The organism is Roseateles sp. GW821-FHT09H10 (assembly GCF_059415865.1).
In genome coordinates this window covers 394,451-410,976 of sequence record NZ_JBWKOB010000005.1, presented here as the reverse complement: position 1 = coordinate 410,976, position 16,526 = coordinate 394,451, and the positions used below count along the sequence as shown (strand labels likewise).

The 16,526-nt window shown below is 68.5% G+C and carries 18 protein-coding genes; 10 read left to right on the top strand and 8 right to left on the bottom strand.

Features of this window, described 5'->3' with window-relative positions; translation table 11 throughout:
- Positions 1-4: 4 nt before the first annotated feature.
- Genes AC07OY_RS23090 through dut form a run of 6 tightly spaced genes read left to right on the top strand, consistent with a single transcriptional unit; the run spans position 5 to position 5,280 of the window.
- Positions 5-841, top strand: a complete 837-nt coding sequence (locus tag AC07OY_RS23090) for a purine-nucleoside phosphorylase (protein WP_495044916.1) — start codon at positions 5-7, stop codon at positions 839-841.
- Positions 838-1,602, top strand: a complete 765-nt coding sequence (gene deoC / locus AC07OY_RS23085) for a deoxyribose-phosphate aldolase (RefSeq protein WP_495044915.1) — start codon at positions 838-840, stop codon at positions 1,600-1,602. Before AC07OY_RS23090 ends, deoC begins: the two co-directional genes overlap by 4 nt.
- A gap of 3 nt (positions 1,603-1,605) precedes the next feature.
- A complete protein-coding gene (gene deoA / locus AC07OY_RS23080) occupies positions 1,606-2,916 on the top strand; it encodes a thymidine phosphorylase (protein ID WP_495044914.1) in 1,311 nt (436 codons plus the stop codon).
- On the top strand, positions 2,916-3,623 hold the full coding sequence (trmB, locus tag AC07OY_RS23075; protein ID WP_495044913.1) for a tRNA (guanosine(46)-N7)-methyltransferase TrmB: 708 nt from the start codon (positions 2,916-2,918) through the stop codon (positions 3,621-3,623). Before deoA ends, trmB begins: the two co-directional genes overlap by 1 nt.
- Positions 3,623-4,831, top strand: coding sequence for a bifunctional phosphopantothenoylcysteine decarboxylase/phosphopantothenate--cysteine ligase CoaBC (gene coaBC / locus AC07OY_RS23070; protein WP_495044912.1), 1,209 nt, complete (start codon positions 3,623-3,625; stop codon positions 4,829-4,831). The genes trmB and coaBC overlap by 1 nt, the downstream gene beginning before the upstream one ends.
- Positions 4,831-5,280, top strand: coding sequence for a dUTP diphosphatase (gene dut, locus AC07OY_RS23065; RefSeq protein ID WP_495044911.1), 450 nt, complete (start codon positions 4,831-4,833; stop codon positions 5,278-5,280). Before coaBC ends, dut begins: the two co-directional genes overlap by 1 nt.
- A 168-nt stretch (positions 5,281-5,448) precedes the next feature.
- Here dut and AC07OY_RS23060 read toward each other — a convergent pair whose 3' ends face one another.
- Positions 5,449-5,967 (bottom strand): FKBP-type peptidyl-prolyl cis-trans isomerase, encoded by a 519-nt coding sequence (locus AC07OY_RS23060; protein ID WP_495044910.1) that lies wholly within the window; start codon positions 5,965-5,967, stop codon positions 5,449-5,451.
- A 40-nt stretch (positions 5,968-6,007) separates the two neighbouring features.
- Between AC07OY_RS23060 and AC07OY_RS23055 the strand changes: the two genes are divergently transcribed.
- The 3 genes from AC07OY_RS23055 (at position 6,008) to AC07OY_RS23045 (ending at position 7,983) form a co-directional block, all read left to right on the top strand.
- Positions 6,008-7,123, top strand: coding sequence for a JmjC domain-containing protein (locus AC07OY_RS23055; RefSeq protein WP_495044909.1), 1,116 nt, complete (start codon positions 6,008-6,010; stop codon positions 7,121-7,123).
- On the top strand, positions 7,120-7,614 hold the full coding sequence (locus AC07OY_RS23050; protein WP_495044908.1) for a hypothetical protein: 495 nt from the start codon (positions 7,120-7,122) through the stop codon (positions 7,612-7,614). Before AC07OY_RS23055 ends, AC07OY_RS23050 begins: the two co-directional genes overlap by 4 nt.
- A gap of 165 nt (positions 7,615-7,779) precedes the next feature.
- Positions 7,780-7,983 (top strand): hypothetical protein, encoded by a 204-nt coding sequence (locus tag AC07OY_RS23045; protein WP_477933732.1) that lies wholly within the window; start codon positions 7,780-7,782, stop codon positions 7,981-7,983.
- Positions 7,984-8,111: 128 nt separating this feature from the next.
- Here AC07OY_RS23045 and AC07OY_RS23040 read toward each other — a convergent pair whose 3' ends face one another.
- The 7 genes from AC07OY_RS23040 to AC07OY_RS23010 form a co-directional block, all read right to left on the bottom strand.
- Positions 8,112-8,891 carry an MBL fold metallo-hydrolase gene (locus AC07OY_RS23040; RefSeq protein ID WP_495045056.1) on the bottom strand — a complete coding sequence of 260 codons (780 nt, stop codon included), beginning with the start codon at positions 8,889-8,891 and terminating at the stop codon, positions 8,112-8,114.
- Between the two features lie 31 nt (positions 8,892-8,922).
- The gene (gene bamC / locus AC07OY_RS23035; RefSeq protein ID WP_495044907.1) at positions 8,923-10,098 is read right to left on the bottom strand and encodes an NlpB/DapX family lipoprotein; all 1,176 of its coding nucleotides are present in this window, start codon (positions 10,096-10,098) and stop codon (positions 8,923-8,925) included.
- Positions 10,099-10,168: 70 nt separating this feature from the next.
- Positions 10,169-11,050, bottom strand: a complete 882-nt coding sequence (gene dapA, locus AC07OY_RS23030; RefSeq protein ID WP_495044906.1) for a 4-hydroxy-tetrahydrodipicolinate synthase — start codon at positions 11,048-11,050, stop codon at positions 10,169-10,171.
- Positions 11,051-11,080: 30 nt separating this feature from the next.
- The gene (locus tag AC07OY_RS23025) at positions 11,081-11,587 is read right to left on the bottom strand and encodes a class I SAM-dependent methyltransferase (protein ID WP_495044905.1); all 507 of its coding nucleotides are present in this window, start codon (positions 11,585-11,587) and stop codon (positions 11,081-11,083) included.
- Positions 11,584-11,709: a hypothetical protein gene (locus tag AC07OY_RS23020; RefSeq protein ID WP_495044904.1), complete on the bottom strand. Its 126-nt coding sequence runs from the start codon at positions 11,707-11,709 to the stop codon at positions 11,584-11,586. Before AC07OY_RS23020 ends, AC07OY_RS23025 begins: the two co-directional genes overlap by 4 nt.
- Positions 11,706-12,923: an MFS transporter gene (locus AC07OY_RS23015; RefSeq protein WP_495044903.1), complete on the bottom strand. Its 1,218-nt coding sequence runs from the start codon at positions 12,921-12,923 to the stop codon at positions 11,706-11,708. Before AC07OY_RS23015 ends, AC07OY_RS23020 begins: the two co-directional genes overlap by 4 nt.
- A gap of 13 nt (positions 12,924-12,936) precedes the next feature.
- Positions 12,937-14,307 carry an amidohydrolase family protein gene (locus tag AC07OY_RS23010; RefSeq protein WP_495044902.1) on the bottom strand — a complete coding sequence of 457 codons (1,371 nt, stop codon included), beginning with the start codon at positions 14,305-14,307 and terminating at the stop codon, positions 12,937-12,939.
- A 77-nt stretch (positions 14,308-14,384) separates the two neighbouring features.
- On the opposite strand from AC07OY_RS23010, the gene AC07OY_RS23005 reads away from it, so the two are divergent.
- Positions 14,385-16,379 carry a DNA topoisomerase IV subunit B gene (locus tag AC07OY_RS23005; protein WP_495044901.1) on the top strand — a complete coding sequence of 665 codons (1,995 nt, stop codon included), beginning with the start codon at positions 14,385-14,387 and terminating at the stop codon, positions 16,377-16,379.
- Positions 16,380-16,526 lie beyond the last annotated feature (147 nt).

Sequence of the window (16,526 nt, the reverse complement as noted above, 5' to 3'; positions counted from 1 at the left end):
TCCCATGATCGACAACCAAAAGCTCGACCCCGCGATCACCGCGAGCGTCGAGAAGCTGCAATCCCTGTTCGGCAACGCCCCTGAAGTCGCCGTCGTGCTCGGCTCCGGCTGGGCCGGCGCCGTCAGCCATGTGCAGGACGCCAAGAACCTGCCCTATACCGAGCTGCCGGCTTTCCCGCAGCCCAAGGTGGAGGGCCATGTCAACGAGATCGTCGTCGGCCAGATCGGCGAGCAGCGCGTCATCTTCCTGCGCGGCCGCGCCCACACCTACGAGAGCGGCGACTGCACCGGCATGGCCGGCGCGCTGCGCACGCTCAAGCGCTGGGGCGTGAAGCTGGTGGTGCAGACCAATGCCTCCGGTTCCCTGCGCGGCCACATGCCGCCGGGCAGCCTGATGCTGATCGCCGACCACATCAACTCGCCGCAGCGCAGCCCGCTGGTGGGCGAGCAGGGCAGCCACCGCTTCGTCGACATGGTCAATGCCTATGACGGCGAGCTGCGCAAGCATGCGCTGGCCCTGGCCAAGCGCGAGAACCTGATGCTGGGTGAGGGCACCTACTGCTGGGCCCTGGGCCCGCAGTTTGAGACGGCCGCCGAGATCCGCATGTTCGCGGCCTGGGGCGCCGACGCCGTCGGCATGAGCACCGTGCCCGAGACCATCCTGGCCCGCCATGCCGGCCTCAAGGTCATGGGCATTGCGCTGATGACCAACATGGCCGCCGGCCTGTCCGCCGAGGCGCTGACGCATGACCTGACGCTGAAACAGGCCCAGATTTCGGGCGAGCGTGCCGCCAGCTTCCTGGCCGCGCTGATCGCCAGCTTCAAGGACGTCGAGCTGTGACCACCGACCTCAAGGCAGCGGCCCGTACGGCGCTGGCCTGCCTGGACCTCACCAGCCTTAACGACGCCGACGCGGCCGCCGACATCGAGGCGCTGTGCCAGCGTGCGCAGACGGTGCATGGCCCCGTCGCGGCGGTCTGCGTCTGGCCGCGCTTCGTTGCCCAGGCGCGTGCGGCGCTGCCGGCGTCCATCAAGGTCGCCGCGGTCGCCAACTTCCCCGACGGTTCGCTCGACCTGCAACGGGCGCTGGCTGATGTGGCCGAGATTGCCCAGGCCGGTGGCAACGAGGTCGATGTGGTGCTGCCTTACAAGGCCTTGATCGCCGGCGACAGCACCGAGGTCGGCGAGTTCCTGTCCGAAGTCCGTTTTGCCAGCCGCCCGCTGACGCTCAAGGTCATCATCGAATCCGGTGAACTGGCCACGCCCGAGCGCATTGCCCAGGCCACGCGCCTGGCGCTCGCGGCGGGTGCCGACTTCATCAAGACCAGCACCGGCAAGACCAAGACCGGCGCCACGTCCGCCGCCGCCGCCGTCATGCTGAAGGAAATCGCCGCGAGCGGCCTGTCCGCCGCCGGCTTCAAGGCCTCGGGCGGCGTGCGCTCGGTGGCGGATGCCGCCGGTTATATCGAGCAGACCCGTGCCGCCCTCGGTGAAGAAGCCCTCAACCCGCAGCGCCTGCGCTTTGGCGCCAGCGGCCTGCTGACCGATATTGAAGCCGTCCTGTCCGGCGCTGAATCCGCCGCCGTCACCGCGGCCTACTGAACCATGCTTGCCCAAGAAATCATCCGCGCCAAGCGCGACGGCCAGGCGCTCAACGAAGCGCAGATCAGCCACTTCGTCCGCGGCCTCGTCGACAACTCCTGGAGCGAAGGCCAGGTGGCCGCCCTCGGCATGGCCGTGTTCCTCAAGGGCATGGGCCGCGACGAAGCCGTGCTGCTGACCCGCGCGATGATGAATTCCGGCCGCGTCATGCGCTGGCCCGACATGCCCGGCCCGGTGCTGGACAAGCACAGCAGCGGCGGCGTGGGCGACAAGGTCAGCCTGATGCTGGCACCCATGGTGGCGGCCTGCGGCGGCTATGTGCCGATGATCGCCGGCCGGGGCCTCGGCCACACCGGCGGCACGGTCGACAAGCTCGAAGCCATTCCGGGCTACACGACGACGCCCGACCCGGCCAAGTTCGACCAGATCGTGCGCTCCCTGGGCTGCGCCATCATCGGCCAGACCGCCGACCTGGCGCCCGCCGACAAGCGCTTCTACGCCACGCGCGACGTGACGGCGACGGTGGAGAGCGTGCCGCTGATCACCGCCAGCATCCTGTCCAAGAAGCTGGCCGCCGGCCTCGAAGGCCTGGCCATGGACATCAAGTGCGGCAACGGCGCTTTCGCGTCCACGCCCGAGTTCGCCAAGGAACTGGCGGAGAGCATCGTCGCCGTTGCCGGCGGTGCCGGCCTGCGCACCCGCGCGCTGATCACCGACATGAACCAGATCCTGGGCACCGATGTCGGCAACTCGCTGGAAGTCATCGAGACTATCCGCTATCTCAAGGGCGAACATCGCGAGCCGCGCCTGCACGAGGTCACGCTGGCCCTGTGCGCCGAGATGCTGGTGCTGGGCGGCCTGGCTGCCGACACCGCCGCCGCGCGCGTCAAGCTGCAGGCCTCGCTGGACTCCGGCGCCGCCGCCGAGAAGTTCGCCCAGATGGTGGTCGCCCTGGGCGGCCCGGCCGATCTGATGGAGCGACCTGAAGTCCATCTGACGGCTGCCCCCGTCGTGAAGCCCGTGGCTGCGCCGCGCGCCGGCGTCATCACCACCATGTCGACCCGTGACCTGGGCGTGGCCATCGTCGAGCTGGGCGGTGGCCGCCGCAAGGCCGGCGACGCCATCGATATGCGTGTCGGCTTCTCCGAGGTCCAGCCCATCGGCACGCGCGTTGCCGCCGGCCAGCCGCTGGCGCTCATCCACGCCGCCGACGAAGCCGCTGCCGACCGTGCCATCGCGTCCTATCTGGCCGCCTGCACGCTGGGTGATGCCGACGTGGCCGCAACCCCCATGGTCATGGCCGAGGTGGGCTGATGAGCGAAGAGCAAGGCCAGCCGCCGCAGGATCCGCCACGCCGGGCGATCAAGAGCTTCGTCACCCGCGCCGGCCGCATGGGCACGGGCCAGATCAAGGCCTTGGCCGAGCTGGGCCCCAAGTTCGTGCTGCCCTACAAGCCCGAGCGCATCAGCGCCGAGGCGGTGTTCGGCCGCAAGGCCCCGCTGGTGCTGGAGATCGGCTTCGGCATGGGCGGTGCCACGGCCGAGATCGCCCAGACGCTGCCTGACCACGATTTCATCGGCTGCGAGGTGCACGAGCCCGGTGTCGGCGCGCTGCTCAAGCTCATCGACGAGAAGCAGATCCCCAATATCCGCATCGTCCAGCATGACGCGGTGGAAGTGCTGCGCGACATGGTCGGCCCCGAGTTGCTGGCCGGCGTGCACATCTTCTTCCCCGACCCCTGGCACAAGAAGCGCCACAACAAGCGCCGCCTGATCCAGCCCGAGTTCGTCGCCAAGCTGGTGCAGCACATCGCGCCCGGCGGCTATCTGCACTGCGCGACCGACTGGCAGCCTTATGCCGAGCAGATGCTTGAAGTACTGACGGCCGAGCCCCATCTCCTGAACACCGCGGCTGCAACGGGTTACGCTGACAAGCCCGCCTACCGTCCCCTGACCAAGTTCGAGAACCGCGGCATCAAGCTCGGACATGGTGTGTGGGACCTGGTGTTCAGGAAGCGTTGATGACGACAAGCCCTCTTCACGGCAAACACATCCTCCTCGCCATGACCGGCGGCATCGCCGGCTACAAGATCGCCGAGCTGACGCGCCTGTTCGTGAAGGGCGGTGCGACCGTGCAGGTCATGATGACCGAGGCCGCCGAGCAGTTCATCACTGCCGTCACCATGCAGGCCCTGTCCGGTCGGCCGGTCTACACCAGCCAGTGGGATGCGCGGCCCGACAACAACATGGCCCACATCAACCTCAGCCGCGAGGCCGATGTGATGCTGGTGGCGCCAGCGAGCGCCGATGCCATCGCTGCGCTGGCGCAGGGCAGGGCGGACGACCTCATCAGCCTGACCGCGCTGGCGCGCCGCATCCACGAGTGCCCGCTGCTCGTCGTGCCGGCCATGAACCGCGAGATGTGGGCCCATCCGGCCACACAGCGCAATGTGGCCCAGCTCAAGGCGGACGGCGCGACCGTCATCGGCCCGGCCAACGGCGACCAGGCCTGCGGCGAGATCGGCGACGGCCGCATGCTGGAGGCCCAGGAGATCTTCGACGACGTCGAGGCCTTCCTGGCGCCCAAGACCCTCGTCGGCAAGAAGCTGCTCATCACCGCCGGTCCGACCTTCGAGTCCATCGACCCGGTGCGTGGCATCACCAACCACAGCAGCGGCAAGATGGGTTTCGCCATTGCCCGCGCCGCGGCCGAGGCCGGCGCCGAGGTCACGCTGGTGGCTGGCCCGGTGCACCTGCCCACGCCGCGCGGTGTGCAGCGTATCAATGTGCAAAGCGCCCAGCAGATGTTCGATGCGGTGCTGCCGCTGGCGGCCCACCAGCATGCCTTCATCGCGAGCGCTGCCGTCGCCGACTGGCGCCCGGCGCAGTCGCATGAGCACAAGATGAAGAAGGCCGAGGGCGGCGTGACCGCACCGACCATCGCCATGACCGAGAACCCCGACATCCTCGCTGCCGTCGCCAGGCTGCCCCAACCGCCCTATTGCGTCGGCTTTGCGGCCGAGAGCGAGAAGCTGGCCGAGCATGCCGACGCCAAGCGCCGCCGCAAGGGCATTCCCCTCATCGTCGCCAATCTCGGCCCGGCCACTTTCGGCCGCGACGACAACGCGCTGCTGCTCATCGACGAGAGCGGTCAGCGTGAACTCCCCCGCGCGGACAAGCTCAGCCTTGCGCGCGAGCTGATGGCCGAACTCTCCAAAAGACTTTCCTGATGCACGCGATTGATTTGCAAGTGCTCGACGCCCGCATGGCCGAGCAGATTCCCGCCTACGCCACGCCCGGCAGCGCCGGCCTCGACCTGCGCGCCTGTCTCGACGAAGCTGTTCAGCTGGCCCCGGGCCAGACGACGCTGATCCCCACCGGCCTGGCCATCCATATCGCCGACCCGGGCCTGGCGGCCATCATCCTGCCACGCTCCGGTCTGGGCCACAAACACGGCATCGTGCTGGGCAATCTCGTGGGCCTCATCGACAGCGACTACCAGGGCCAGCTGATGGTCAGCTGCTGGAACCGCGGCCAGGCGGAATTCACCATCCAGCCCTTCGAGCGCATCGCCCAGCTGGTCATCGTGCCGGTCGTGCAGGCGACGTTCCGGCGCGTCGACAGCTTCGACTCGTCCGAACGCGGAGCAGGTGGCTTCGGCTCTACCGGCAAGGCATAAGGGCCCAAGACACGCCCGCTGATCCGTATTTCGGGCCGAGCGCCGGGCCGCTCCCTAGCCGGCCCGCGAGGCGATGTGCTTGCGGCTCGATGCCGCAAGCATCGCCGTCCCCTCGGGGGACCGACCACGCTCGCGCGCGTTCAGCGACGCCAGACTGGGCGAGGGGCTTCAGTGCAATGGCTCTTCCGGCGGCGCGCCGGTCTGCACCATGAAGATGGGCTCGCCGACTGATCCGGCCTGGACCTCTTCCTCGGTGGCCGCGCGCACGTCCAGCAGCGTCAGGTGCATGCGCAGGCCGATGCCGGCCAGAGGGTGGTTGCCGTCCAGCACCACATGCTGGGGATAGACCTCGGTGACCGTGTAGACGGCGTCCGGCATGCCTTCGGTGACGGCGCCCTCCGGCATGCCCTCGAACTGCATGCCCGGCTCGACGTCGGACGGGAACAGGCCGCGGGCTTCGAAGCAGACCAGGTTGGAGTCGTAGTCGCCGAAGGCTTCCTCGGGCTGCAGCGCAAGGTCGGCCTCAAAGCCGATTTCCTGGCCTTCCAGCGCGGCCTCGACCTTGGCGAACAGGTCGTCACCGCCGAACAGGAATTCCATGGGCTGGGCCAACTCATCGATGAGCTGGCCCTGGGCGTCTTCGAGTCTCCAGCGCAGGGAGACAACACAGGGGCGGGTCACTTGCATGGCGGCAATTTTCCCACAGCGCTCTCGGCACAATGCCTGCATGCAGATTGCACTTCCCACCCCCCTGCTGGCCGGCCTCAGCCCGGCGCAGTTCATGCGCAAGCACTGGCAGAAAAAGCCGCTGCTGGTGCGCCAGGCCTTCGAGGCCGCCACGCCGCCCGCTTCGCTGAAGGAGCTGGCCGCCCTCGCGGCCCGCGACGATGTCGAATCGCGCCTCGTCACGGCCTTCGACGGCGACTGGAAGCTCAAGCAAGGCCCCATCGCCCGCCTGCCAGCCATGAGCAAGCCCGGCTGGACGCTGCTGGTGCAGGGCCTGGACCAGCACCTGGCCGAGGCCCGCGCCCTGCTCGACCTGTTCCGCTTCATCCCGGATGCCCGCCTGGACGATCTGATGCTGTCGGTCGCCAGCGACAGCGGCGGCGTCGGCCCGCATTTCGATTCCTATGACGTCTTCCTGATCCAGCTCGCCGGCCAGCGCCGCTGGCGCATTGGCGCCCAGCGCGACGCCGTGCTGCGCGATGACGTGCCTCTGAAGATCATCGCCAACTTCAAGCCCGAGGAAGAGTTCGTGCTGGAGCCGGGCGACATGCTCTACCTGCCGCCCGGCTGGGCCCATGACGGCGTCGCCGTGGGGCCGGGCTGCATCACCGGCTCTGTCGGTTTCCGTGCGTCCACCGTGGAAGGCCTGGCCGCGGAGCTGCTGCCGCGCCTGCTGGACGATGTCGAGAGCGCCAGCCGCCTCTATGCCGACCCGCGTCAGGAAGCGACTGCCGAGCCGGCCTGCATTCCGGCCGCGCTGCTGGATTTCGCCCGCCGCGCCGTCGAGGCCGCCGTGCAGCGGCCCCAGGCCCTGGAGCGCGCTCTGGGCGAGGCGCTGACCGAGCCCAAGGCCACCGTCTGGTTCGAGCCTGGCGAGCCCCTGCTGGAAGGGCAGGGCGCCGTGCTGGACCGTCGCAGCCTCATGCTCTACGACGCGGCCCATGTCTTCCTGAACGGCGAGAGCTTCCGTGCCGGCGGCCGCGATGCCGCCCTGATGCGCACGCTGGCCGACAACCGGGTCTTGAGCGCCGGCGAAGTGGCGCGCCTGTCGCCCGACGCACGCGAATTGCTGGATCAATGGACCGAGGACGGCTGGATTCAGCCGCAGACGCCATGAATGCACAGAACTTTGCCAGCCGTGCCGACTTCCAGCGCCTGCTTGCCGAAACCCTCGCCTGGGCCAGCGAGCAGGGCTGCCGCGAACTGCATGCCTGGGATGCGAGCTTCGTCGACTGGCCGCTGTCCGAAGCCGCCGCGCTGGCCGCGCTGACGGACTGGGCGCGGCAGGGGCGGCAGTTGCATCTGCTGGCCCTGCAGTACGACGACGTCGTGCGTCGCCACCCCCGCTTCGTGCGCTGGCGCCGCGACTTCGCCCATTGCGTGACGGCCCGGGCCCTGGAGCCCGAACTGAGGCTGGAAGCGGCGCCGCAGAGCCTGCTGCTGGCGGTCGGACCGGAGTCGAGCGTGACGCTGCGCCTGTTCGACCGTCATCTATGGCGGGGCGAGCTCAGCCTGGAGCCTGGCGAGCGCCTGCGCGGCCTGGAATGGTTTGATGCCCTCGCACAACGCTCCAGCGACGCATTTGCGCCCACGACTTTGGGGTTGTGAGCGCTAGCGGCGTGCAAACCCCTATAATCGCGGGCTAGGCGAGGGAAGCGCTCGAGGTTTTCCGCGTCTTGTTCTGTCGGGGTCGGCCGTCAGTGTGCAAAAAGCACTGGCGCACGACCCCAAAATTATGGTGTGCACCGTCGTTTAAACGTTTGAGGACAAGTAATGAATAAGTCGATCCTGTTGGCTTCCCTGCTGGCCGTTGCTGCTCTGACCGCTTGCAGCAAGAAGGAAGAACCCAAGGTTGAGGCCCCCGTGGCTGCCCCCGTCGCCGCTGCCGCTTCGGAAGCCGCTTCGGCTGTCGCCGACGCCGCTTCGGCCGCTGCCAGCGCCGTTGCCGACGCTGCTGCGTCCGCCGCTTCGAAGTAATCACTTCGTCCCCACGGAAAAAGCCGTCGCTGCGCAAGCAGCGACGGCTTTTTTCTTTTTTGCGACGTTTTGACGGGGTTGGCCGGTACGGTTACAAAACTTTGCGCCAGGCGATTCCGCGGGGCGGCTCAGTTCAGCGCCAGCCAGTCCAAACCCAGAGTCGGATGGGCGACGCGAATATCTGATTTCCCGCTGCCGACAACTTCGGACAGCGAGGCTCGCGCCAGTTCCGGCGTGTTGTTGTGCTCGCTGAGGTGGGCGGCGGCGATGGTCTCCAGCCCCGCGTGCAGGCAGCGGGTCAGCAGGTCGGCCGCGGCGGCATTGGACAGATGGCCGTGGCTGCCCAGGATGCGCTTCTTCAGCGCCGGGTGATAGGGGCCGCTGCGCAGCAGGCCTTCGTCATGGTTGCATTCCAGCAGCAGGGCCTGGCAGCCCGCCAATGCGGCCGAGACGCTGTCTGGCGCGCAGCCCAGGTCGGTGACGATGCCCAGCCGGCGCGCGCCGTCGTTGAGCACCAGCTGAAGGGGCTCCTTGGCGTCGTGAGGCACGGCAAAGGGCTGGAGCTCCATGTCACCCAGGGGCAGGGCCTCGCCGTCCCTGGCGATGCGCAGCAGGGCGGGATCGAAGTCGGCGTTGCCGACCGCCCGCCAGGTGCCGCGGCTCATGAGGAGGGGCAGGCGGTAGCGCATGGCGAAGGCCAGGGCGCAGCCGATGTGGTCGCCGTGCTCGTGGGTGATGAAGACGGCGTCGACATCCTCGGGCGCGCAGCCGCTGCGGGCGAGGCGCCTGACGAGTTCACGCACGCTGAAGCCGGCATCGACGAGCAACCTCGTGCTCGTGATGCCCTGGCTGGCTTCGATCAGCGTGGAGTTGCCGCCGCTGCCGCTGCCGAGGCTGCAAAAGCGCATCACGGCAGCGACTTCCGTGCGGGAGCGATCTTTACTTCAGATCGTCCATCAGCAGCGACAGGATGCGCTTGGCGTTGTCGTCCGAGATGGCCTGGCCGCGGTCGTCCAGGATGCGCACCACGCTCTTGACGCCATCGGCCTTGACGGAGACGCGATAGCGCACCGGCGTCGAGGACTTGGCGCCGAAGAGGCGCTGGAAGAAGTTGGGCTCGTCCTTGCCGGCCTGCTCGGGGTCGGCATAGCGCAGATAGAACAGGCCGGCGGCGCGGTCGCGGTCCTCGATGGTGAAGCCATGGCGGTCCAGCGACAGGCCGACACGGCGCCAGGCGCGGTCGAAGCCGTCGTTGACGCTCAGGCTTTCCGGCACTTCCGACAGCGGACGGCGGGCGGTCTGGGTCTCGCCACCGACCTTGAGCGTGCTCGGCGTGGCGGCCGGCGCGGGCTTGCCGGCTTCGGCGACGATGGTCTTGGCCTCGTCTTCCTTGCCGCCCAGCTTCAGCATCAGGCGCGACAGCATCTCGGCTTCGAGATAGGGGTCGGCCGGGCGGTTCTGCCAGGCGGTCGACTCGCGGCCCTGGGAGGTGTAGACCTCCTGCATGCCGCGGTGGCTGATGAAGATGTCGGTGCCCGTGGCGCTGCGCTCGACGCGGGTGCGGTACATGTCGCGCTCACCGGTGGAATACAGGCCGTCAAAGACCTTGCCGATGGTGGAGCGGATGAAGTCCTGCGGCAGCTTGGCGCGGTTCTCGCCCCAGTTGGTCTCCATGGTGCCGATCTCGGGCTGCTCCTTGAGGACCTCCAGGCCGCGTTCCTGCCAGAAGGTGCGGATCTGCGGCCAGAGCTGCTCGGGCGTGGCCGAGGTGTGCAGCCAGCGGTCGGTGCCGCTGCGCTCCAGGCGCACATCGCCCGCGGTGCCGGCCGCGACGCTGCCTGCCACCAGGGACTGGGCGTTGGTCGCAGTCGACGGCTTGGCGGCCGACAGGGCCGAGGCCGTGATGGAGCCACCCTGCACCTGGGCGCGGTTGTCCTTGGCGAGCTGGGTCAGGTCGGGCGGAATGTCCAGGCCCTGGGTCTGGCGCGAGGCCGCGCGGTAGTCGACCTTGTCCGTCGAGAAGAGGCTGTCGATGGTGCTGCAACCGGCAAGCGACAGGACAAAGGCCGTGCAGGCCAGACGGGTCGCCGTGGGGCGGAGCGAGGAAACAGACATCACGCTGGAAATCTCCGGGGAACTAGAACGCCGGGCATGGCCGGCGCAGCCGCGCATTAGACCAGAGCCTTCAGAGCAATCCGGCTTCGACCATGGCCTGACCGACGCTGGCCTGGCCGGCGGCCGTCAGCGGGGTGATCGGCAGGCGCAATGCGCCACCGCAGCGGCCCAGGCGGGACAGGGCCCACTTGGCCGGACCGGGGCTGGGTTCGCAGAACAGCTGCTTGTGCAGGCCGAGCAGCTTGAAATGGACCTTGCGGGCCTCGGCGGCGTTGCCTTCGATGGCCAGGCGGCACATCTCGGCCATCTCGCGCGGCGCGACGTTGGCCGTCACGCTGACATTGCCATGGCCGCCCAGCAGCATCAGCGCGACGGCGGTGCCGTCATCGCCCGAATAGACATGGAAGCCCTGGGGCGCGTGCTTGATCAGGAAGGCGGCGCGCTCGATGTTGCCGGTGGCCTCCTTGATGCCGAAAACGCCGGGCAGGCCGGCGCAGCGCAGCGTCGTCTCGGGCGCCATATCGGCGACGGTACGGCCCGGCACGTTGTAGAGCATCATGGGGATGTCCACGGCCTCGGCAATCGCCTTGAAGTGCTGGTAGATGCCTTCCTGCGAGGGCTTGTTGTAGTAGGGCACGACGGACAGCGTGCAATCGGCGCCCACTTCCTTGGCGTAGCGGCTCAGCTCGATGGCCTCGGCCGTCGAATTGGCGCCGGTGCCGGCCAGGATGGGGATGCGGCCCTTGGCATGCTCGACCGCGACACGGATGATTTCGCGGTTCTCTTCCATGCTGACGGTGGGCGACTCACCGGTCGTGCCGACGACGCCGACGCAGGCGGTGCCGGACTCGACATGCCAGTCGATCAGGCGGCGCAGGGCGGGGTAGTCGATGCTGCCATCCTCGTTCATCGGGGTGACGAGGGCGACGATGCTGCCAAGAATGGGCTTCATGGTGGGAATGTCTGGAGGAATCTTGCGATTTTAGGCTGCCGACGGCGGCCGGATCGCGGCAACGCGCTGGACAAAGCGTGGGTTGACGCCCTCTTCGAACAGGTCTTCGTAAGCCACGATGCGCCAGTCGCCGAAAACGCGCAGCAACTCGCCCCGCTGCAGCAGGAAGTCGGGCCGAGACGGCCGGCCGATGGTCTGCTGGCCGTCGGCAAAGGTTTCCCAGATCAGCCATCCGCCGGGCTTGACGGCTGCCTTGATGGTGTCGAACAGCGGCCGCCACAGGTAGTTGCAGACGACGACCAGGTCGAACTGTTGCTGCGGCATTGGCCATGGACCGTTTTCGACGTCGGCACCGACGATCTTTGCAAGGCTTTGCAGAGGCGCCGTGGCGGCGGTGTCACGGTCCACGCCGGTGACCTGCCAGCCGGTGTCCACCAACCAGCGCAGATTGCGGCCCGAGCCGCAGGCCACGTCCAGCGCCGTGCCGGGCGGCGTGGGCGCAAAGCGCTGCAACCAGGCCGACGGCGTGCCGTTCATCCGAAACAGGCCCAGATCTGCTCGCTGAGCTGGACCATGACGGCCGGATGGCGGTAGGCCAGCACCGTGGCCGCTAGCACGGCGACGGCCAGCGTCGGCCAGAGCCAGCGGCGCAGCTTCATGCCGGCTGCGCTCCTCTCGCAATGGGCGCCTCGCGCACCGGCAGATTGGCCAGCATGGCCATGATGCCCAGCGCGATGGCCAGCCACCAGACGACGTCATAGCTGCCGGTGGCGTCGTAGAGCTTGCCGCCCAGCCAGACGCCCAGGAAGCTGCCGATCTGGTGGCTGAAGAAGACGAAGCCGCCCAGCATGGACAGGTGCTGTGCGCCGAAGATCTGCGCGACGACGGCATTGGTCGGCGGCACCGTGGACAGCCACAGGAAGCCGATGACGGCGGCGAAGACATAGACGCTCATCGGCGTCAGCGGCACCGAGATGAAGATGACGATGGCGACGGCACGCAGGCCATAGATGGCCGACAGCAGATAGCGCTTGGGAAAGCGCTGGCCCAGCATGCCGGCTGCATAGGTGCCGAAGATGTTGAACAGGCCGATCAGCATCAGGGCGCCTGTCGACACGCCGATACCCAGGCCATGGTCCTTGAGGTAGCTGGGCAGGTGCACGCCGATGAAGACGACCTGGAAGCCGCAGACGAAATAGCCCAGCATCAGCAGCTGGAAGCTGCGATAGCCGAAGGCCTCGCGCAAGGCCTGACCGATGCTCTGGTGGGCGCCGCTGAAGGCCGCCACGCTGCGCTCGCGAACGCCCAGGGCCAGCGGCACGATGAGCAGGGCCGCACCGGCCAGCAGATACAGGGCGGTCTGCCAGCCGAGGTGGCTGATCAGCCAGGTCTCGATCGGGATCATGACGAACTGGCCGAAGGAGCCGGCAGCCGCCGCGACGCCGAAGGCCCAGGAGCGCTTCTCCGGCGACACGGTGCGGCCCAGCACGCCGTAGATGACGGCATAGGTCGAACCCGACTGGGCGATGCCGATCAGCACGCCGGCGCCGAGGGTGAAGCTCAGCGGATGGCTGGTCACGGCCATCAGCAGCAGGCCAATGGCATAGGTCACGCCGCCCATGACCAGCACCTTCCAGGCGCCAAAGCGGTCGGCCAGCATGCCGGCGATGGGCCCGGCGGCGCCCCAGGCCAGGTTCTGCACGGCCATGGCGAAGGAGAAGGTCTCCCGCGTCCAGCCCCGCTCCGTGATGATGGGCTGCAGCCAGAAGCCGAAGCCATGGCGGATGCCCATGGACAACGTGACGATCATGGCGCCGCAGAGCAGCACTTGCTGGACGGACAGTCCAGTGGAGGCGGGGCGGGCGGTGTTCATGCGGCGACTGTAATCAGCGCCGCTTGGCCTTGCTGGGTGCCTTGGTTTGGGGCTTGGACTTCGCGGCGCCCGCCTTCTTCTTGGCCGAGGCCTTGCGGGGCGCATCGGCCGTCGACGCGCTGGCCTGCGAACTGGAAGCTGCCACCTCCGCCAGCCGGGTCAGCAGCCGGCCCTGCTTGACGCGCAGCAGCGGCATGTCGACCTGGGCGAGGTCCGCCAGCGGGTCGCCGCCCAGCACCAGGAAGCTGGCTTCGCAGCCCGGCTCGAAGCAGCCCAGCCGGCGCCTGGGGAACAGGGCGCGCGGCGTGTCCTGGGTCGCCAGGCGCAGCAGCGTGGCACGGTCCAGCCCGAGGTCCTCCAGCGCATGCAGTTCGGCCCGGGCCGTGCCGATGAAGACGTCGGAGCCGACCAGCAGGGCCACGCCGGCCGCCTGCAGCCGGGCCAGGTTGGCGCGCTGCACCTCGCGCATCGCGGCCAGCGCCGCCGGCTCCAGCTTGAACAGGGCGGTGGCCGCCGTGGTCGTGATGACGGCGGTGTGCTGGCGGGCCGCCAGGGCCGCGGCCGCTTCGGTGATGGCGAAGTGCTCGGGCGCCTCGTCCAGCGTGTTGGCATAGCCGGGCAGGTGGGCGATGGCGTCGACGCCGGCGGCCAGGGCCGCGTTGAAATCGGCGGCCGTCTCGACATGCGCGACGACGCGCCGGCCGTCGGCATGGGCCAGGCGCGTCAGCTCGCTGGCCGCGTCGGGCCTCAGTCCCAGATGGCCGAACAGGGCTGGCTGCTGGCGCAGTTCGGGCCTTTCACTGTGGGCCAGCACGATGCGCAGCCAGCTGCCGCCGCGCGCCTTGATGGCCGGCCAGGCGCTGCGCGCCTGCTCGGGGCTGTCGACCAGCACGATCTGGTTCTGCGCCGCCGCCGCCTCGGCACTGGGCTCGGGCAGCACGGCGGCCAGCGGATAGCCGTCGGGCGAGGTGATGCAGGCGGTCACGAAGCTGACGTCGGGCGCGGCGGGCGTGGCGGCGAGGGGTTTGACCTCGGCCACGCCGGCCGGGTCGCCGCAGAGCATGGCGGCGTAGAACACGCCCTCGTCGATGTATTTGTCGGCGTACTGGCCCCAGCCCCAGGCCGTCTGCAGGTTGTGGTTGTGGGCCTCGGCCAGTGGCGGGATGAGGACCTGCTGGCCGCGCAGGTCCATCTTGCGGTTGACCTGGGCCGGCTTCTTGGCGACGAAAACGCCGTCCGCGACATAGAGATTGCCGCGCTGGATCTGGCGGCCGTCGAACCAGCGGGCGTTCTTCAGCTCCCAGGACAGCGGGGCGCTGGCCTGGTAGGGCTGCTGCGGAGGCGGCGTGGTCTGGGCCTGTGAAAAACTACAGGCAAGCGCCAAGCAAACGATCAGGAATCTCAAGCGGCAGAACTCGGGTTTCGAGGGCCGCGAATCCTACTTCTTAGAATCCCGCCCCTATGTCGAGCCGTCCCCCCGTCACTCCTGCCACCAAAACCGCCGAGTATGGCGAAGCCTCCATCCGTGTTCTGAAGGGCCTGGAGCCCGTCAAGCAACGGCCGGGCATGTACACCCGCACCGACAACCCGCTGCACTGCATCCAGGAAGTCATCGACAACGCCGCCGACGAGGCGCTGGCCGGTTTCGGCAAGCGCATCGACCTGACACTGCACGTCGACGGCTCCGTCTCCGTGGCCGACGACGGCCGTGGCATTCCCTTCGGCCTGCACCCGGAAGAGGGCGTGCCCGTGGTCGAGATCGTCTTCACCCGCCTGCACGCCGGCGGCAAGTTCGACAAGGGCTCGGGCGGCGCCTACAGCTTCTCGGGCGGCCTGCACGGCGTCGGCGTGTCCGTCACCAATGCCCTGGCCAAGCGCCTGGAAGTGGCCGTCTGGCGCGACAAGCAGGTGGCCGGCATCGCTTTCGAGCATGGCGACGTCGTCCAGCAGGTCGTCACCCGCCCGGCCGCCAGCGGCGACCGCAAGCAGGGCACGACCGTGCGCGTCTGGCCCGAGGCCAAGTATTTCGAGAGCGCCGAGCTGCCCCGGCATGAGCTGGTGCACCTGCTGCGCTCCAAGGCCGTGCTGATGCCGGGCGTCATCGTCACGCTGAAGATCGAGAAGACCAACGAGGTCACGACCTGGCAGTACAAGGCCGGCCTGCGCGACTACCTGTCCCAGGCCCTGACGGCTGATCCCATCATCCCGGCCTTCGAGGGCGAGGGTTTCGCCACCGCCGGCGAGAGCGAGAACTTCGCGGAAGGCGAGGGCGCTTCCTGGTGCGTCGCCTTCACCGAAGACGGTGCACCGCTGCGCGAAAGCTATGTGAACCTGATCCCGACTGTGGCCGGCGGCACGCACGAGTCCGGCCTCAAGGACGGCCTGTTCGGCGCCGTCAAGGGCTTCATCGAGATGCATTCGCTGCTGCCCAAGGGCGTCAAGCTGATGCCCGACGACGTGTTCTCGCGCGCCAGCTTCGTGTTGAGCGCCAAGGTGCTGGATCCGCAGTTCCAGGGCCAGACCAAGGAGAGGCTGAACTCGCGCGACGCGCTGCGCCTGGTGTCGGCCTATGTGAAGCCGGCCTTCGAGCTGTGGCTCAACCACCATGTCGAGCACGGCAAGAAGCTGGCCGAGCTCGTCATCAAGCAGGCCCAGACCCGCCAGCGCGCCGGCCAGAAGGTCGAGAAGCGCAAGGGCTCGGGCGTGGCCGTGCTGCCGGGCAAGCTGACCGACTGCGAAAGCCGCGACCTGTCGCTGAACGAGGTTTTCCTCGTCGAGGGCGACTCCGCCGGCGGCAGCGCCAAGATGGGCCGCGACAAGGAGACGCAAGCCATCCTGCCGCTGCGCGGCAAGGTGCTGAATGCCTGGGAGGTCGAGCGCGACCTGCTGTTCAAGAACAACGAGATCCACGACATCTCGGTGGCCCTGGGCGTGGACCCACACGGCCCCAATGACAGCCCCGACCTGTCCGGCCTGCGTTACGGCAAGGTCTGCATCCTGTCGGACGCCGACGTCGACGGCTCCCACATCCAGGTGCTGCTGCTGACGCTCTTCTTCCGCCACTTCCCCAAGCTGGTCGAGACCGGCCATGTCTACGTGGCTCGCCCGCCGCTTTACCGCGTCGATGCGCCGGCCCGGGGCAAGAAGCCGGCTGCCAAGCTCTATGCGCTGGACGAGGGCGAACTGACCGCGACCCTGGACAAGCTGCGCAAGGAAGGCGCCCGTGAAGGCAGCTGGAGCATCAGCCGCTTCAAGGGCCTGGGCGAGATGAGCGCCGAGCAGCTCTGGGACACGACGCTGAACCCCGAGACGCGCCGCCTGTCGCGCGTCGAGTACGGCCAGCTCGATTTCGCCGCCACGGTGGACGCCTTCAACAAGCTGATGGGCAAGGGCGAGGCCGCCTCGCGCCGCGAGCTGATGGAGCTGCACGGCGACAGCATCGAGGTGGATGTATGAGGCCCCTCGTCCAGCCGCACGCCGCTGAACGCGGTGCGTCTGACCGGTCCCCCGAGGGGACGGCGATGCTTGCGGCATCGAGCCGCAAGCACATCGCCCAAGCGGGCCGGCTCGGGAGCGGCCCAGCGCTCGGCCCGGAATACCCCG

Excerpts from the sequence above, each read along its gene's own strand:
- coaBC (WP_495044912.1), top strand. The coding sequence starts at position 3,623 with ATGACGACAAGCCCTCTTCACGGCAAACACATCCTCCTCGCCATGACC.
- AC07OY_RS23050 (WP_495044908.1), top strand. The coding sequence starts at position 7,120 with ATGAATGCACAGAACTTTGCCAGCCGTGCCGACTTCCAGCGCCTGCTT.
- deoA (WP_495044914.1), top strand. The coding sequence starts at position 1,606 with ATGCTTGCCCAAGAAATCATCCGCGCCAAGCGCGACGGCCAGGCGCTC.
- AC07OY_RS23040 (WP_495045056.1), bottom strand. The coding sequence starts at position 8,891 with ATGCGCTTTTGCAGCCTCGGCAGCGGCAGCGGCGGCAACTCCACGCTG.
- AC07OY_RS23055 (WP_495044909.1), top strand. The coding sequence starts at position 6,008 with ATGCAGATTGCACTTCCCACCCCCCTGCTGGCCGGCCTCAGCCCGGCG.
- AC07OY_RS23045 (WP_477933732.1), top strand. The coding sequence starts at position 7,780 with ATGAATAAGTCGATCCTGTTGGCTTCCCTGCTGGCCGTTGCTGCTCTG.
- bamC (WP_495044907.1), bottom strand. The coding sequence starts at position 10,098 with ATGTCTGTTTCCTCGCTCCGCCCCACGGCGACCCGTCTGGCCTGCACG.
- AC07OY_RS23090 (WP_495044916.1), top strand. The coding sequence starts at position 5 with ATGATCGACAACCAAAAGCTCGACCCCGCGATCACCGCGAGCGTCGAG.
- dut (WP_495044911.1), top strand. The coding sequence starts at position 4,831 with ATGCACGCGATTGATTTGCAAGTGCTCGACGCCCGCATGGCCGAGCAG.
- AC07OY_RS23025 (WP_495044905.1), bottom strand. The coding sequence starts at position 11,587 with ATGAACGGCACGCCGTCGGCCTGGTTGCAGCGCTTTGCGCCCACGCCG.
- AC07OY_RS23020 (WP_495044904.1), bottom strand. The coding sequence starts at position 11,709 with ATGAAGCTGCGCCGCTGGCTCTGGCCGACGCTGGCCGTCGCCGTGCTA.
- trmB (WP_495044913.1), top strand. The coding sequence starts at position 2,916 with ATGAGCGAAGAGCAAGGCCAGCCGCCGCAGGATCCGCCACGCCGGGCG.
- dapA (WP_495044906.1), bottom strand. The coding sequence starts at position 11,050 with ATGAAGCCCATTCTTGGCAGCATCGTCGCCCTCGTCACCCCGATGAAC.
- AC07OY_RS23060 (WP_495044910.1), bottom strand. The coding sequence starts at position 5,967 with ATGCAAGTGACCCGCCCCTGTGTTGTCTCCCTGCGCTGGAGACTCGAA.
- AC07OY_RS23005 (WP_495044901.1), top strand. The coding sequence starts at position 14,385 with ATGTCGAGCCGTCCCCCCGTCACTCCTGCCACCAAAACCGCCGAGTAT.
- AC07OY_RS23015 (WP_495044903.1), bottom strand. The coding sequence starts at position 12,923 with ATGAACACCGCCCGCCCCGCCTCCACTGGACTGTCCGTCCAGCAAGTG.